General features: G+C 64.2%; 16 protein-coding genes, 1 tRNA gene and 1 pseudogene. 14 read left to right on the top strand and 4 right to left on the bottom strand.

All coding sequences use genetic code 11. From position 1 onward, the window contains the following. The first annotated feature begins 40 nt into the window (after positions 1–40). The 7 genes from Q0C59_RS06705 (at position 41) to Q0C59_RS06675 (ending at position 6,992) form a co-directional block, all read left to right on the top strand. Complete coding sequence (locus Q0C59_RS06705; protein ID WP_291213394.1) at positions 41–1,414, top strand: Rieske 2Fe-2S domain-containing protein; 1,374 nt, start codon at positions 41–43, stop codon at positions 1,412–1,414. Continuing rightward, the gene (locus tag Q0C59_RS06700) at positions 1,411–2,889 is read left to right on the top strand and encodes a glutamine synthetase family protein (protein ID WP_291213392.1); all 1,479 of its coding nucleotides are present in this window, start codon (positions 1,411–1,413) and stop codon (positions 2,887–2,889) included. The genes Q0C59_RS06705 and Q0C59_RS06700 overlap by 4 nt, the downstream gene beginning before the upstream one ends. A 9-nt stretch (positions 2,890–2,898) precedes the next feature. Next, positions 2,899–3,222 carry a 2Fe-2S iron-sulfur cluster-binding protein gene (locus Q0C59_RS06695; protein ID WP_291213391.1) on the top strand — a complete coding sequence of 108 codons (324 nt, stop codon included), beginning with the start codon at positions 2,899–2,901 and terminating at the stop codon, positions 3,220–3,222. Between the two features lie 45 nt (positions 3,223–3,267). Beyond that, positions 3,268–3,969: a fumarylacetoacetate hydrolase family protein gene (locus Q0C59_RS06690; protein WP_291213389.1), complete on the top strand. Its 702-nt coding sequence runs from the start codon at positions 3,268–3,270 to the stop codon at positions 3,967–3,969. Between the two features lie 120 nt (positions 3,970–4,089). Next, positions 4,090–5,136: a TRAP transporter substrate-binding protein gene (locus Q0C59_RS06685; protein ID WP_291213387.1), complete on the top strand. Its 1,047-nt coding sequence runs from the start codon at positions 4,090–4,092 to the stop codon at positions 5,134–5,136. Between the two features lie 77 nt (positions 5,137–5,213). Further along, positions 5,214–5,768, top strand: a complete 555-nt coding sequence (locus tag Q0C59_RS06680) for an NUDIX hydrolase (protein ID WP_291213385.1) — start codon at positions 5,214–5,216, stop codon at positions 5,766–5,768. A gap of 36 nt (positions 5,769–5,804) precedes the next feature. Next, positions 5,805–6,992, top strand: coding sequence for an MFS transporter (locus Q0C59_RS06675; protein ID WP_291213383.1), 1,188 nt, complete (start codon positions 5,805–5,807; stop codon positions 6,990–6,992). Here the strand turns inward: Q0C59_RS06675 and Q0C59_RS06670 are convergent. Then, a complete protein-coding gene (locus tag Q0C59_RS06670) occupies positions 6,989–7,303 on the bottom strand; it encodes an ATPase with chaperone activity (protein ID WP_291213381.1) in 315 nt (104 codons plus the stop codon). The genes Q0C59_RS06675 and Q0C59_RS06670 overlap by 4 nt on opposite strands. An 80-nt stretch (positions 7,304–7,383) precedes the next feature. Between Q0C59_RS06670 and Q0C59_RS06665 the strand changes: the two genes are divergently transcribed. Together Q0C59_RS06665 and Q0C59_RS06660 are read left to right on the top strand one after the other, a co-directional pair. Then, positions 7,384–7,539 (top strand): hypothetical protein, encoded by a 156-nt coding sequence (locus Q0C59_RS06665; protein WP_291213379.1) that lies wholly within the window; start codon positions 7,384–7,386, stop codon positions 7,537–7,539. A 1-nt stretch (position 7,540) separates the two neighbouring features. After that, positions 7,541–8,095, top strand: coding sequence for a pyridoxamine 5'-phosphate oxidase family protein (locus tag Q0C59_RS06660; protein WP_291213377.1), 555 nt, complete (start codon positions 7,541–7,543; stop codon positions 8,093–8,095). Positions 8,096–8,098: 3 nt separating this feature from the next. Here the strand turns inward: Q0C59_RS06660 and Q0C59_RS06655 are convergent, their stop codons facing one another. After that, entirely contained in the window at positions 8,099–10,090 is a 1,992-nt protein-coding gene (locus tag Q0C59_RS06655) for a PAS domain-containing sensor histidine kinase (protein ID WP_291213375.1), read from the bottom strand. A gap of 88 nt (positions 10,091–10,178) precedes the next feature. Between Q0C59_RS06655 and Q0C59_RS06650 the strand changes: the two genes are divergently transcribed. From Q0C59_RS06650 to Q0C59_RS06630, 5 genes are all read left to right on the top strand, one after another. Next, positions 10,179–10,655 carry a hypothetical protein gene (locus tag Q0C59_RS06650; protein ID WP_291213373.1) on the top strand — a complete coding sequence of 159 codons (477 nt, stop codon included), beginning with the start codon at positions 10,179–10,181 and terminating at the stop codon, positions 10,653–10,655. A gap of 285 nt (positions 10,656–10,940) precedes the next feature. Further along, complete coding sequence (locus Q0C59_RS06645) at positions 10,941–12,374, top strand: site-specific integrase (RefSeq protein ID WP_291213371.1); 1,434 nt, start codon at positions 10,941–10,943, stop codon at positions 12,372–12,374. A 132-nt stretch (positions 12,375–12,506) separates the two neighbouring features. Beyond that, positions 12,507–12,839: a helix-turn-helix domain-containing protein gene (locus Q0C59_RS06640; protein ID WP_291213369.1), complete on the top strand. Its 333-nt coding sequence runs from the start codon at positions 12,507–12,509 to the stop codon at positions 12,837–12,839. 270 nt (positions 12,840–13,109) lie between these two features. Next, on the top strand, positions 13,110–14,099 hold the full coding sequence (locus Q0C59_RS06635) for a hypothetical protein (RefSeq protein ID WP_291213367.1): 990 nt from the start codon (positions 13,110–13,112) through the stop codon (positions 14,097–14,099). Beyond that, the gene (locus Q0C59_RS06630; protein ID WP_291213365.1) at positions 14,093–14,866 is read left to right on the top strand and encodes a hypothetical protein; all 774 of its coding nucleotides are present in this window, start codon (positions 14,093–14,095) and stop codon (positions 14,864–14,866) included. The genes Q0C59_RS06635 and Q0C59_RS06630 overlap by 7 nt, the downstream gene beginning before the upstream one ends. An 84-nt stretch (positions 14,867–14,950) precedes the next feature. Here Q0C59_RS06630 and Q0C59_RS06625 read toward each other — a convergent pair. Next, positions 14,951–15,166 (bottom strand): annotated as a pseudogene (locus Q0C59_RS06625) (hypothetical protein); the annotation flags it as partial. Between the two features lie 132 nt (positions 15,167–15,298). Further along, positions 15,299–15,375, bottom strand: a tRNA-Pro gene (locus Q0C59_RS06620). Positions 15,376–15,417 lie beyond the last annotated feature (42 nt).

Here is a 15,417-nt window from a genome sequence, read left to right as displayed (position 1 = left end):
TAAACGGGATACCGTTTGAACCAAGCCCAACGGAGCGCCCATGAAAGCCGAACTCAACCAGCGCCTGACCCAGGTCGGCCCCAAGACCCCCGGTGGTGAACTGCTGCGCCGCTACTGGCAACCGGTCGCCCTGCTCGACGAGTTCGATCCCACGCTGGACCCGGCCATGGCCGTGCGCCCGGTCAAGGCCGTGCGCGTGCTCGGGCAGGACTTCGTGCTGTTCCGCGATGCCCAGGGCAGCTACGGCCTGCTCGACCGCGACTGCCCGCACCGCGGTGCCGACCTCGCCTTTGGCCGCAACGAGGGTGATGGCCTGCGTTGCCCCTTTCACGGCTGGAAGTTCGATACCACCGGCCAGTGCATCGAGACTCCGGGCGAGCCCGCCGGCAGCCTGCTCTGCACCCGCATCCGGCAGCGCAGCTACCCGCTGGTGGAAAGGAGCGGCGTGCTGTTCAGCTGGTTCGGCCCCGAAGAACAGACACCCCCGCCCTTCCCCGCGCTGGACTGTTTCAACGCCCCGGCTTCGCACACCTTCGCCTTCAAGGGCCTGTGGAACTGCAACTGGCTGCAAGCGTTTGAAGTGGGCATAGATCCGGCGCACGCGTCCTACCTGCACCGCTTCTTCAACGACGCGTCGCTCGACGACAGCTACGGCAAGCAGTTTCGCGGCGCCAGCGCTGGCGACGTGGGTGGCGAGCGCTGGCCCATGACGCGGGTGATGCGCGAGTTCGGCCAACCCTTGATTTCCTTTGAAGCCAAGCCCCACGGCCTGCAGCTCACCGCGTTGCGCCCCATGACGGACGAACTCACGCATGTGCGCGTGACCAACGCCGTGTTTCCGCAGACCTTCGTGATCCCGCTCTCCGAGACCATGACGATCACGCAGATGCACGTGCCGGTGGACGATACCCACAACTACTGGTTCGCCTTCTTCACCAGCTTCACTACCTCAGTGGACAAAGACGCCATGCGCACGCCTCGCCTTGCAGCCGTCACCCTGCCCGACTACAAGCCGAAGTCTGGCCGCCACAACAACTGGGGCTTCAACCCGGACGAACAGCAAACCCGCACCTACCTGGGCATGGGCGAGGACGACATCAACGTGCACGACCAGTGGGCCTGCGAGAGCATGGGGGCCATCCAGGACCGCACGCGTGAGCACCTGGGCACAACAGACAAAGTGATCATGGCCAACCGGCGCATGCTTCAGCAAGCCATCGACACGGTGGAACAAGGTGGCATCGCGCCCGGCATCGCCGACCCTGCTCTGCACGAGCAGATCAGCGGCCCTGAAACCGTGGACGGCATCGCTCCGGCGCAGGGCTGGCAAGCCTGGTGGCAAGACGCGGTGCGCGCACGGCGGGAAGGCGCGCCCTGGCACCACAACGCCACAGAAACCGTGGCAGCGAAATGACCCATTTCGCCGAACGCTGCGGCATCCACTCCGCCGTCCGAGAGGCCGCCTGCGTGCGCCTGGTCAAACGCATCGAAGCCAGCGGCGTCGAACTCGTGCGCATGGGCTGGTGCGACACCCACGGCATGCTGCGCGGCAAGACACTCACCGCCACGGCGGCCATGCGCGCCTTGCTGGACGGCGTGGGCATGGTGGGCACAGTCATGCTCAAGGACACGGGCGACCGCACCGCGTGGAAGGTGTTCGAGCCCGGCGGCGCGGCCGACCTGCCCGGCTTTGCCGGCGCGGCCAACCTCATGCTGCTGCCCGAACCCGAGAGCTTCACCGAGTTGCCCTGGGCGCCCCACACCGGCTGGCTGCGCTGCCAGCCCTGGTTTGCCGATGGCCGCCCAGTGCCGCTGGACACGCGCCGCGTGTTGCAGACTGCGCTGGCCCGGCTCGGTGAGGCGGGCTACGGCCTGAAGACCGGGCTGGAGGTCGAGTTTCACATCTACCGCATCATCGACACCCGGCCACAGCTCGACCCCGAACTCGCCGGCTGGCCCGGCCTGCCGCCCACGGTGGAAATGATCCACCCTGGCTACAACCTGCAGGCCGAAGCCATGGTGGACATGAGCGACGAGCCGCTGCGCATCGTGCAGCGCACAGCGCAAGCGCTGGGCCTGCCGCTGCAGTCGATCGAGATCGAACTCGGCCCCAGCCAGGTGGAAGCCGTGTTCGACGCCACCGACGCGCTCACCGCGGCCGACCAGATGGTGCTGTTCCGCAACGGCGTGCGCCAGGCGCTGCGCCGCGCTGGATACCACGCCACCTTCATGTGCCGCCCGCCTTTCCCGCACATCATGTCCAGCGGCTGGCACCTGCACCAGTCGCTGGTGGACCTGAAGACCGGGCGCAACGCCTGCGTGCGTGACACCCCTGCGCCCGACACCACGGTGCTGGATGCGCGACACACCTTGTCGGATGTGGCCAGCCACTGGCTCGCCGGTCTGCTGACCCATGCACGCGGCATGACGCCGCTGTGCACACCCACCCTCAACGGCTTCGCGCGCTTTCGACCCAACGCCCTCGCCCCGCAGTCGGTGCTGTGGGGCCGCGACAACCGCGGCGCCATGTTGCGGGTGGTGGGCGGTGCGGGCGACCAGTCCACACGCATCGAGAACCGCATCGGCGAACCCGCCGCCAACCCCTACCTCTACATGGCTGCGCAGATCCACGCCGGCCTCGACGGGGTGCAGAACCAGTTGCAGCCGCCGCGTGCCAGCGAAACGCCCTATGCCGACGGCAGCGAGAAAATACCGACCTCGTTGCCCGAAGGACTGCAGGCGCTGGAAGCCGACGCGGCCTTGTGCAAGGGCCTCGGCCAGGATGTGGTGCACCATTTCTGCCACGTCAAACGCAGCGAGATCGAGCGCCACGCCCAGGCCGAGGACAAGACCGACTTTGAACGCCGCGAATACTTCGCCCGCACTTGAAACACATCCATGATCTCCATCCGCTTCATCCACCCTGACCAGACACAGCAAGACATCCAGGCCCGTCCGGGCGACAGCCTCATGAAGGCCGCGGTGGACGCCGACATCAAAGGCATCGAAGCCGACTGCGGCGGCAGCCTCACCTGCGCCACCTGCCACGTGATGATCGATGCCCCGTGGTCCGATCTGCTGCCCCCGCCTGTGCCCGACGAGCTTGACATGCTCGACTTCGCCTCCAGCCCGGTGGTGCCGCAGAGCCGCCTGAGTTGCCAAGTGCGCCTCAGCGCCGAGCTCGATGGCCTGGTGGTGCGCCTGCCGGCCTCACAACACTGATGGCACACTGACCGCGCCCATCCCCTCCAACCCATTGCACACGCCATGTCCGAGCACTTCGCCTTCACCCCGCCCGCCACCGTCTCCGTGCCCGTGGTCGGCAGCACCGGGCGCTTTCCGGTTCACCGCATCTACTGCGTGGGTCGCAACTACGAAGAACACGCCAAGGAGATGGGCTTCACCGGCCGCGAGCCGCCGTTCTTTTTCTTGAAGCCGGCCGACACCATCGTGGTGGCCGAAGCCGGCCAGACCGCCAGCACGCCCTACCCCAGCCTCACGAACAACCTGCACCACGAGATCGAACTGGTGGTGGCCATCGGCACCGGCGGCAAAAACATCAAAGCGGCCGACGCCGCGAAACACATCTACGGCTACGCCGTGGGTCTGGACATGACGCGCCGCGACCTGCAGGGCGAGATGAAAAAGCAGGGCCGTCCCTGGTGCATCGGCAAGGCCTACGACCATTCGGCGCCCATCGGCCCGATCACGCTTGCCGCCAACGCCGGCGACGTGAACAACGCGCCCATCTGGCTGAAGGTCAACGGCAGCGACCGCCAGCGCAGCAACGTCAACAAGCTGATCTGGAACGTGGCCGAGACCATCGAACACCTCTCTGCCGCTTGGGAACTGCAGCCCGGCGACCTGATCTACACCGGCACACCCGAAGGTGTGAATGCGGTCGTTCGCGGCGACACACTGGTCGGTGGCGTGGAAGGGCTCACGCCCATCAGCGTGTCCATCGGCTGACGCACCGATCTGGTTCTACGTAGAACCCCCAGTGCGCTCTTGCGGGTTTGACCTCTCACGATCCACACCGCCGCCCCCTATCCTCGATTCACTTTTTCATCGACCTCAGGAGACTTCTTCATGATCCAACGCAGAACCTTGATCCAGTCCGGCGCGGCCATCGCGCTCGGCGCACCCGCCCTGGTGGGATTTGCCCAGCAAAGCGTCACACTCAAGTTCCATACCTTCATGTCGCCGCAGTCCAACGTGTGGCTCAACATGCACAAGGCCTGGATGGACAAGGTCGAGAAAGACTCGGGCGGCCGCATCAAGTTCGAGGCCTACCCGGCCATGCAGCTCGGCGGCTCGCCGGTGCAGCTGTTCGACCAGGCGCGCGACGGTGTGGTCGACATCGTCTGGACCCTGCCGGGCAACACGCCAGGCCGCTTCCCGCGCATTGAAGTGTTCGAGCTGCCGTTCATGATGAACAACGCCGAAGCCACCTCCAAGGCTTATTGGGAATATGTGCAGACCGTGGCCAAGGACGAGTTCAAGGATGTGCAGCCCATCGCCCTGCAGGTGCACGGACCCGGCATGTTCCACATGCGCAGCAAACAGGTCAAAACCGCTGAAGACCTGCGCGGCTCCAAGGTGCGTGGCCCGACCCGCCAGATCACCAAGATGCTCGGCTACCTCGGCGCAACGCCCGTGGGCATGCCGCTGCCGCAGATCCCCGATGCGCTGTCCAAAGGTGTCATCGATGGTTGCGTGATCCCGTGGGAAGTTGTGCCCTCGGTCAAGGTGCAGGAACTCACCAAGTTCCACAGCGAGTTCGACCCCGCCGGCGGCGCGCTTTACACCACCACTTTCGTGATGGCCATGAACAAGGCGAAATACGCCAGCCTGCCACCCGACCTCAAGGCCGTGATCGACAAGAACTCCGGCCTGGAAACCTCGGGCTGGCTGGGCAAGACCCAGCAGGGAGGTGATGCTGCAGGCCGCGAATCGGCGGTGAAGCAGGGCAACACCATCTACACCATCCCTGCGGCCGAAGCACAGGAGTTCCGCCGCAAGGCACGCCTCGTTGAAATCGAGTGGGTGCAGGACATGGACAAGCGCGGCTTCAACGGCAAGGAACTGCTGGAAACCGCCAAGGCGCTGATCGTGAAGCACGGCAAGAAAGCCTGAAGCCAATACTCTGCAGAAAGCCGGGCCTTGCAGCCCGGCTTTTTTTCGCCTTCACGACGGCCCGCTAAACTGATCCGATGCTCCGACCACCCGCCAAACACTGCCGCAACTGCGGCACCGCCGTTGTGCTGCGCCTGCCCGATGACGGCGACACCAAACCCCGCGCAGTCTGCCCGGCTTGCCACCTGGTGCACTACGACAACCCGCTCAACGTGGTGGGCACGGTGCCGGTGTGGGGCGACAGTGGTCAATACGTGTTGCTCTGCAAGCGCAACATCGAGCCACGGTTCGGCAAATGGACGCTGCCAGCCGGCTTCATGGAGCTCAACGAAACCACAGCAGAAGGCGCGGCGCGCGAAACAGTGGAAGAAGCTGGCGCCCAGTTTGAAATGGGCGAGATCTTCACGCTCATGAACGTCTCGCGCGTGGGCCAGGTGCACATCTACTACCGCGCCCGCCTGCTCAGCGACGTGTTTGATCCCGGGCACGAAACCATCGAAGCCAGGCTGTTCACGGAAGACCAGATCCCCTGGGACGAGATCGCGTTTCGCACCGTCAGGGAGACGCTGGAGCATTACTTTGCCGACCGCCGGCAGGGGCGCTTCGGCTTCCACGCCTTCGATATCGCCTGAGGCTTGGCGGTCGGGTCGGTCACGCACTCTCTTCGCATGACCACCCCACGCACCTGGCCTCTTGTCCTGCGCCTGGGAACAGCACAGACACTGGCCTGGGGTTCCACCTACTACCTGCCTGCCCTGCTGGCACGGCCCATGGCCGACGATCTGGGCCTGCCGATCTCGCACATCTGGATCGCGTTCACCGTGGCCCTGCTCGCCTCGGCGGTGCTGGGGCCGTTCGCCGGTCGCGCCATCGACCGCTGGGGAGGTCGTCCGGTGCTCATGGGCACCAGCGTCCTGTTCGCCGCCGGGCTGGCCAGCCTGTCCTTGGTGCAGGACACCACCGGCCTGATGCTTGCCTGGTTGTTGATTGGCGTGGCCATGGGCAGCGGGCTGTATGAGGCCGCGTTTGCCGCACTGGTTCGCCTTCAGGGCACGCAGGCACGCGCATCCATCACCGGCATCACGCTCGTGGCCGGCTTTGCCAGCACTGTGGGCTGGCCCTTCACCGGGCTGATGGAGACCGAGTTCGGCTGGCGTGGCGCTTGCCTGGCCTGGGCCGCCCTGCATTTGTTGGCAGGGCTGCCATTGAACGCGAGCATTCCGCGCGCCACTGCGCCGCGTGAGCCGCTACAGACACAGGATGTGCCGACGCAGACGGCGCAAACGCCCGCCGCACCGCCGCACCGCTTCACAGCCTGGGTCCTGTCCTACGTGTTCGCTGCCACCTGGTTCATCAGCACCGCCATGGCAGCGCACTTGCCACAACTGCTGGTGGCCAGCGGCGCCACGCTGGCCGGGGCGGTCGCCATCGGTGCCCTGGTCGGCCCGGCACAGGTGGCGGGGCGCATGCTGGAATTCGGGTTCCTGCGCCGCCTGCACCCCTTGCTGTCGGCGCGTGCAGCGGCATTGGCGCACCCAGTGGGCGTGGCGTGCTGGATGCTGCTCGGTCCAGTCGCAGGGCCAGCATTTGCGTTGCTGCATGGCGCCGGCAACGGCATCCTCACCATTGCCAAGGGTACGCTGCCACTGGTGTACTTTGGCCCCGTGGGCTACGGCCAGCGGCAAGGCATCATGATGGCGCCCTCGCGCGTGGCGCAAGCCTTTGCGCCACTGCTGTTTGGCTTGTGCATCGAGCGCTGGGGCGCGGGAGCATTGTGGGTGTCGGGCGGTTTGGGCCTCAGCGCGCTGGCGGCACTGCTGTGGTTGCGCACCGGGACGCCCGAGCCAACGCGTTAAAGCTGCAGACCCGCATCCGACCAACCCAACAGCTCGGCCAGCCGGCGCACCACCCACACAGACTCGGCCTCGCTCACCACCGCAGGCTCGACCCTCAGCCCTTGCAGACAACGGATGAGCACATCGCTCTCGGCCAGTCCGAGGCTGAACTCCATGTTGCGCGCGGTCTCCGTGAGCAACTGGGCCATGTCTTCGCAGAGCTCGTAACGCGCGGCCAGTTCATCGCGCGGCAGGCTGGGCTTCTGCCGCCCCGGCAGCACATACAAGGCCATGAAGGAGGCGGGGATTTCAATCTGGTATTCGTCGGACATACCGCACTGTATTGCACCGGCATGGGCCTTCAGGCACCATCAGCCCGCTCCACAACACTCCCCTTTGCGAGGCACACAGCATGGGTATCTGGCTCGAACTCGGCGTCTTTCTGGTCATCTTGGGCTTTGGTGTCTGGCAGTTGTACGACGTCAAGAAAGTGATCCGCGAGCGCGAACAACGCCAGGCGCGCGAGAAGGCGGCAGCGGGGCCCGCTTCGGCGCCGGCCGAGCATTGACATGGGCCAGGAGCCGCCGGGCACCGCCGCCGACATTCACCACCGCATCTGGACCGAACTGCAGCGCGCGACGGTGGACCGCCACCACGAATGGCGCACGCCGGTGCTGGCCACGACCGGGCTGGACGGCCTGCCCCAGGCGCGAACCGTGGTGCTGCGTGCTGCCGATGCCACGGCTTCACAACTCAGTTTTTTCACCGATCGTCGCAGTCCCAAGGTGGTCGAGCTGCAGGCGGTGCCAGCGGCCGCCTTCGTGTTCTGGAGCAAACGCCTGAACTGGCAATTGCGTGTGCGCGTCGCCACGCAGGTGCACACCGAAGGTCCACTGGTCGACGCAGCCTGGGCGCGGGTCTCCCAGTCGGCTGCCGCGGGCGACTACCTCAGTCCGCAAGCGCCGGGCTCGGCTTTGGGGGACCACACAGACCACGAACATGGCGCGCACCACCTGGCCGTGGTGACTGCGCGCATCGAACACATCGACTGGCTGGAGCTGGCCCGCACGGGCCACCGGCGTGCCCGACTGACCGACGACGCGCTGGTGTGGCTGGTGCCCTGAAGATCAGCCGCGTTGCTGGGGCCCGAGCACGCTGCGCACCAGCCGATCGACCGCTGCGAACAACTCTTCCACCGTGTTCGGCTTGTAGATCAGCTCACTCACGCCCGCCGCTGGCGCCTGAGCCCGCAGTTCTTCCGAGATGTAGCCTGAAGTGATGGCCACTGGCGAGTCGGGCCACTGAGCCTTGACAGCGCGTGCAAAATCCAGCCCCGACATGCCGGGCATGTTGTAGTCGGTGATGACCAGATCGAAGGGCTCGGCCTGCTCACGCAGCGCCACCAGCGCTTGCGCGGCGTGCGTGAACACCGTGACGCGGTAACCCTCGCGCTGAAGCAGGCGCTCCATCAGGAACGCGATCATCTCGTCGTCGTCCACGTACAGGATGTGGGCGCCCTGAGGGGATGCGGCGCGCTGGGGGTGCACCTGCTGCGCCATGTGTGACACGGTGGCCGAAGCCGCCCCGAGTACCGCAGGAAAGCTCACCGAAAAGATGGAGCCCTCCCCCGGAGCGCTCTGCACCTCCATCACCGCGTCGTGATCCCGCAGAATGCCGTGCACCACCGCCAGTCCCAGCCCCGTGCCCTTGCCGGGCGGTTTGGTGGTGAAGAACGGCTCGAACATGCGCGCACGCGTCTCATCGCTCATGCCCTGTCCGTTGTCGCTCACGGTCAACCGGGCCCACGCGGTCGGCGCAGCGCCCGCTGCTGCAGGACTGTCCACATGCGACTCCAGCCGGATCGCAACACGCCCTTGTGCAACACCTCGAACTGCCTGCCAGGCATTGGTGCAAAGGTTGAGCAAGACCTGTTCGATCTGGGTGGCATCGGCCAGCACACGGGGAACACCAGCACCGATGTGCACGTTCAGTTCCACGCCCGCCGGCAAGGTGGCGCGCAACAAGCGCACCGACTCTTCGACCACTGGCGCCAGCTCGATCACCTGCCGCTCGAGCACCTGGCGCCGGCTGAACGCGAGGATCTGCTGCACCAGATCGCGTGCGCGCCGGCTCGCCTTGCGGATCTCCATCAAGCTCGTGCGCGCCGGGCTGTTGGCGGGCACGTCGTCCAGCGCCAGCTCCACATTGCCGATGATCGCGGCCACGATGTTGTTGAAGTCGTGCGCCACGCCGCCGGCGAGCGTGCCCAGAGCCTCCATTTTCTGCGACTCGCGCAGTTGTGACTGCAGCAGCGCGCGGATCGCCTCGGAGTCCCGGCGCTCGGTCAGATCAAAGTCGATGCAATAGAACTCCGGCTCGCGACCGGGGATGTTGAGGTACACGTGGCTGGAATGCACCTCGACGAACGTGCCGTCCTTGCGGCGCAAGCTCAGATCGGCAGCGGGAATCGGCAGACCACTCTCGATCATTTCGGTCACGGCACCGACCACGCCCGCATGCATCTCGGGCGGAATGATCAGGTCCAGCAAGTTTCGACCAATCGCCTCCGCAGCTGAATAGCCATACAGGCGCTCCGAGGCCTGATTCCAGTAGCGGGTGGTGAGATCCAGGCCGTAGCCCTGCACCGAGACGTTGGGCACGTACTCCAGCAGTTGCCGAAACCGCGCTTCGCTGTCGCGCATGGCATCCCCCGAACGCTTGCTGTCGGTCACATCCACGACGACCGTGTTCCAGACCACCCAGCCGTCGGGCTGACGTTGCGGCCTTCCAACACCATGAAGCCACTTGTGCCGGCCCGACGGTGTGGTGATGCGCCAGTCTTGCGTCCAGTCTTGCAGCGAACGAGCCGATTCAAGCACCGAGGCCCGCATGGCCACCAAGTCTTGCGCATCCACCAGCGACCACAACAGATCGGCATCTTGCACGGCGGCTTGCGCCACTACCTCCCAGATTTCCTGGCAGCCGGGGCTCATCCAGCAGATACGATGCTCACCCCCGGGCCCCAGCACATACTGCAACAACGCGCCTGGCATGTGCTCGGGCATCGAGGCAAAGATGGGCTCGCGAGACGAAGCGCCAGGATCGGATCTGAAGCTCAAGGTCGGCCTCCTTGACGGTGGTGACAGTCCTTACAGTATCGACTGCTTCCGCACTTCCGAAAACACTTGTCCCCGCTTCACCATCACCATGACCTTTGATACCAACGAACCCATTCACCAAGACCGTCTCTGGAGCGACGGGCACTGGACCGCCCGCGTGATCAAGAACGAAGACGACGACGGCTGGGCGGTGGCCATGCACCTGGACGGCGCCACCGAGCCGGCCCTGGTGGGCCCCTGGACCATGGGCCGCGACAAGAAAAACCCCAAGCCCCTGGACACCGCCGCCTTCAACACCTTGGTGAAAACCGCCAGGGAAGTCATCCGCCGTTCCGAGCAGCAACTGCATGCGCAGCTCAACAAGAACGTCACCTTGACGGTTGATGGTCAGCGCCTTCGAGTCGCGCTGGCCATCGTGCCCGACGAGGAAGGCGCCACCGCGACCCTGAGCGCGGTGAACGATTTCGATGAAGAACTGGCGCGCGTACCCGCGCCACCGACCTTCAAACTCAACGTCGACAGCGCCCAGGCGTGGATTGCATCCGGCTTTGCTCGGCCGCGCTGACACTGGGGCGAACGGACATTCGGGCGCCAGAAACTGAAAAAGCCCGCAACCTTTCGGTTGCGGGCTTTCAGATGCCAATGGTCGGCGTGGCGGGATTCGAACTCGCGACCCCTTGCACCCCATAGAAATATACGTGAAATCTTGCGAGATTTCCTGGGACGTTATGGGACGACTTTTTCTCTTTTAAATCATATAGATAAAAAGGATACTTGATCCCAGGCCGTCCCACGAAATACACTGACAGCGTTTTTTTGTTTACCCCACCGTTTACCCCATGGAGGTCTCATGACACGGTACCCGAAGGCGGGAAAGGGCAAAAAGTGGACGACGCTGGAGCTCAAGGCCATGCCTCCGGATTGGCGTGGCGACACCCTCAGTGACGGCGACGGACTCATCGGCGAAGTCCGGGTCGCCAACGACCAGAGCGTGTCCGCCCGCTTCAAATTCGCCTTCCGGTGGGACGGCAAGATCGCTTGGTACCCGTGTGGCACCTGGCCCAACGTGTCCATGGAGCAGATTCGCCGCCTGCGCGATGAAGCCCGTGAACTTGCTCGTTCCGGGGTCAACCCCAACGACCACAAGAAGGCCGAGCGCATCGAGAACCAGGCCGCGGTCGAGGCGACCATTGCACAGGCAGCCGCCGAGGCCAGCCAGAACAGGCCCTTCAAGGACATGTTCGACGCCTGGCTGGCCGATGGCGTGGCGCGAAAGGACGGCAATGCCGAACTGCGCCGCTCGTTCGAGAAGGACGTGTTGCCCGTGCTGGGCGAGAAGCCCGTACGCAGCATCACCGAGCACGACCTGCGCAAGGTCCTACGGACCATGGTGGCGCGTGGCGTGAACCGCATGTCCGTGCGCGTGCACCAGGATCTGGTGCAGCTGTTCGCCTGGGCCGAGAAGCGCCAGCCCTGGCGCGGCCTGCTGATCGAAGGCAACCCGGCCGACCTGATCGAGATCCGCGAGATCGTCTCCAAAGACTTCGACATGGTCAACGAGCGCGACCGCGTGCTCTCGTCCAAGGAGCTGCAGGAACTGCAGGCGATCTTCGAGCGCATGGAGGCGGACTACGAAGAGACCCCGGCCGGTCACAAGTACGAGGTGCAGCGCCCGCTCAAGCGCGAGACCCAGCTGGCGATCTGGATCTGCCTGGGCACGCTGTGCCGTATCGGCGAGCTGCTGATGACCCGCTGGGAAGACGTGGACCTGGCAGAGCGCTACTGGACCATCCCGATCGAGAACGTCAAGGGACCGATGGGCAAGAAGCAGGGCCACCGGATCTACCTCTCGGACTTCTCGCTGTGCCAGTTCCAGGCACTCAATGCGCTGACCGGAACATCGCCCTACTGCTTCCCGGCGGGCAACCACAAGGAAGACACCCACATCGACGTCAAGACCGTGTCCAAGCAGGTGGGCGACCGACAGATCCAGTTCAAGACCCGCAAGGACCTGTCACGCCGGGCCAATGACAACGCGCTGGTGCTCAAGAGCGGCAGCCACCGCGAGTGGACACCGCACGACATGCGGCGCACCGGCGCCACCATGATGCAGGCGCTGGGCATCCTGCCCGACATCATCGATCGCTGCCAGAACCACGTGATGGCCGGCAGCCGGGTGCGGCGCCACTACCTGCACCACGAGTTCGCCGATGAGAAAAAAGCGGCCTGGGACAAGCTGGGGAAGCAGATTGATGCCATCCTGGGACCGTCAGGCACGGCATGACCTATCAAGTTAGCCAACCCAAGAGTCTTCAGAAAGCACGTCTGAGCAAAGCCCCAAGGCAGCGAACTTTCCGGAATACCCCATGCACTTTGCCTACTTTGATGGGCATTTTGACCATCAACGCCTAGATTAATGGGCAAATTCAACACACCAGCCCGCGCTGCTGAACAGGTGATACAGCTGGGGCAGCGCATCCGGATCGCTCGCATCCGACGGGGCTGGTCCGTAGCCGATCTCGCCAGCAAAGCCGGCATCAACCGCAACACCCTGACGGCGCTGGAGCTGGGCCGACCTGGCACTGCAATCGGTGTGTGCATCACCGTTGTCTGGGCGCTGGGTCTGGACAAATCAGTGGACGTCGTGGCAGACCCCGACGCCGACCTTCACGGCAAGGCACTTGAAGCCGCACGTCGGCCGGCACGAATGGGCAGGCCCAGGAAGCCCAGTGACGACTATGACTTCTGAGCGCGAGGCCTACGTCTGCATCCAGTTGCCTGGCACCGCTGGAAGCGGTGGCCGCCGCACTGCTCAGGGAGCAGACCTCGTCCGACGAGGCACGTATCGGGTACTTCGAGTACGGCCACAGACAGAACGATCTATCGTGGCCGGTTTTGTCCACATGAGGTTCGCTGCAGATGGTCAGGAACCCGGCTCAGAATCTTCATAACATAATTTTGCACGATAACATTGTCGATGTTATCGTTCGGTTTCTTTGTTATATAAGGTTCAAGTTTGATGCTGGTCGCTGCCACCCGGAAGTACCTCAACGAGGTGTTGGGCATTCCCACGCCTCAGGAAAAGCCTTGGGCGCAAGCCAGCGGGCTGCCGTATTTCCTTCAAGACGCGTTCCAGTTTGTCGAGCTTGAACTGCTGGGCCGTCCTGTCGTGCTGGCGATCTCTCCATCGAATCAAAAGCAGGCCTTGGGTGACATCCGCATCCGGCTGGACAAGGTGCGGGAGCAGGGAAAACAGCCGGTTGTGTTCGTGACCGATGCCCTGGCGTCGTACGAGCGCAAACGCCTGATCGAACAGAAGGTCCCGTTCATCGTGCCGGGCAACCAGCTCTACCTGCCCGACCTGGGCCTGGACCTTCGCGAGCACTTCAGGCAGCGGCCGCCGTCCTCTGGCGCCGCCCTGAGCCCATCGACGCAGGCGATCCTCATTTCCGCATTGATGAACGAGCCTCTGGCCAACGATTGGCGACCAGCCAGGCTGGCATCGGACATGGGCTACACCCCCATGACCTTGTCCCGAGCGGTCAGGGAACTGAACGCGGCGGGTCTTGCCGCGACACGCAGGATGGGACGCTCACAATGGTTGCACCGCGAGTTACCGCCACAGGAAATCTGGGAGATGGCAAGGCCCTTGCTCCGCAGCCCTGTGCGCCGGACGTTGTGGGCCGTGAGAGAAACCTTGCCACCAGGGCGCCAGTGGCGGCTGGCAGGCCTGAGCGCACTCGCACGCGATTCCATGCTCACGGAGCCACGACAACCGGTGTGCGCCATCACCTTCGCAGAATGGCGAGAGGCCCTTAAAGCCGGTGCCCGCGAGGCGCCGGAACCATCCGATGCGGCGCAAGAGCTTGAGCTCTGGATCTACGATCCGGCGCTGGTGCCAGGCCGGGGGACTGTCGATCCACTGTCGCTCACCCTCAGTCTGCAGGACAGCATGGATGAGCGTGTCCTGCAGGCCCTCGACGAACTGAAAGGACAACTTCCATGGTGAGAGGGCTGGATCTCTTCCGGGAAAGGTTTGCCGCGTACGCCGACCAGTATCTGCTGATTGGTGGGACCGCCGCGAGCCTGACGATGGAGGATGCCGGGCTCCAGTTTCGGGCGACCAAGGACCTGGACATCGTCCTGCATGTGGAGGTGCTGACCCCGGCCTTTGGCGCAGCGTTCTGGCAGTTCGTGAATGCAGGGGGCTATCAGCTGCATCAGGTCAGTGACACCGGAAAGCCGAAGTTCTACCGCTTCCAGAAGCCCGCGGACGAGCGCTACCCGGCCATGATCGAACTGTTTGCACGAGTTCCCGATGGTTTGACGCCCGCCGAGGGCAGCCAGCTCACCCCGATCCCGCTGGATGAGGCGGTGTCCAGTCTTTCTGCCATCTTGCTGGACGAAACCTACTACGCGTTCATCCTGGCAGGCCGGCGTGAGATAGGAGGCCTTTCCTGGGTCGGAGAGGACCGGCTGATTCCGCTGAAAGCCATCGCATGGCTGGATCTGCAGGCACGCAAAGACCAGGGCGCCGCCATCGATGCCAGAGACATCCGCAAACATCTCAACGACGTGCTGCGCCTGTCGCAACTCCTGGCGCCCACCACCCTCATTCCACTCGACCCCAAGATCGGTTCGGACCTCGCCAGGTTTCTCGCCGAGGTCGCGGCAGACACCTCCATCGATCCGCAAGCCCTTCAGCTTGGGAAGATCAGCGTGATCGAACTGGTGACGCGAATTGCACAGGCCTATGGGTTGCAGGCCCCTGTTTGAGTGAACATGTGAGATCCGGGCACGCAAACAACTTGATGTGCGCCGGTGACCTGGTGAAGCCATTCGGCCCACCACTGAGACGACTCATCCGATGCTTTCCAGGTAAGGCCGCATCACGTTGGCCACGCGGCATATAGTTGCATAGCGCCAGATCTCGTCCACCGACGCCTTGTTCCTCGAACGAGCGTCCTTGAGTGCCTCAAGGGCCACGTCGAGGCCGATCTTGTTTCGGTGCTTAAAACAGTCCGCCACGGTCATGGCCACGCCGTACACCCTCAGCCTGACACCATCGCGTTCAACCTGTCGTCGTGGGCGTTTTTCTGGTCCATTGAAGAACCGACAGCGTTGCGGCTGTTTACCCCAACGTTTACCCCACGGGCTCCGGAAAGAAAAACGGGTTAGCTCATTTCTGAGCTAACCCGTTGATTTTATTGGTCGGCGTGGCGGGATTCGAACTCGCGACCCCTTGCACCCCATGCAAGTGCGCTACCAGGCTGCGCTACACGCCGACAAGCCTCGAATTATAGCTGTCAAAGACAGCCTTTCAGGCT

This window comes from Hydrogenophaga sp. (genome assembly GCF_022844385.1).
GTDB lineage: Bacteria > Pseudomonadota > Gammaproteobacteria > Burkholderiales > Burkholderiaceae_C > Hydrogenophaga.
Note: the sequence above shows the minus strand (reverse complement) of the source record. Positions and strands in the feature narration are given on the sequence as shown.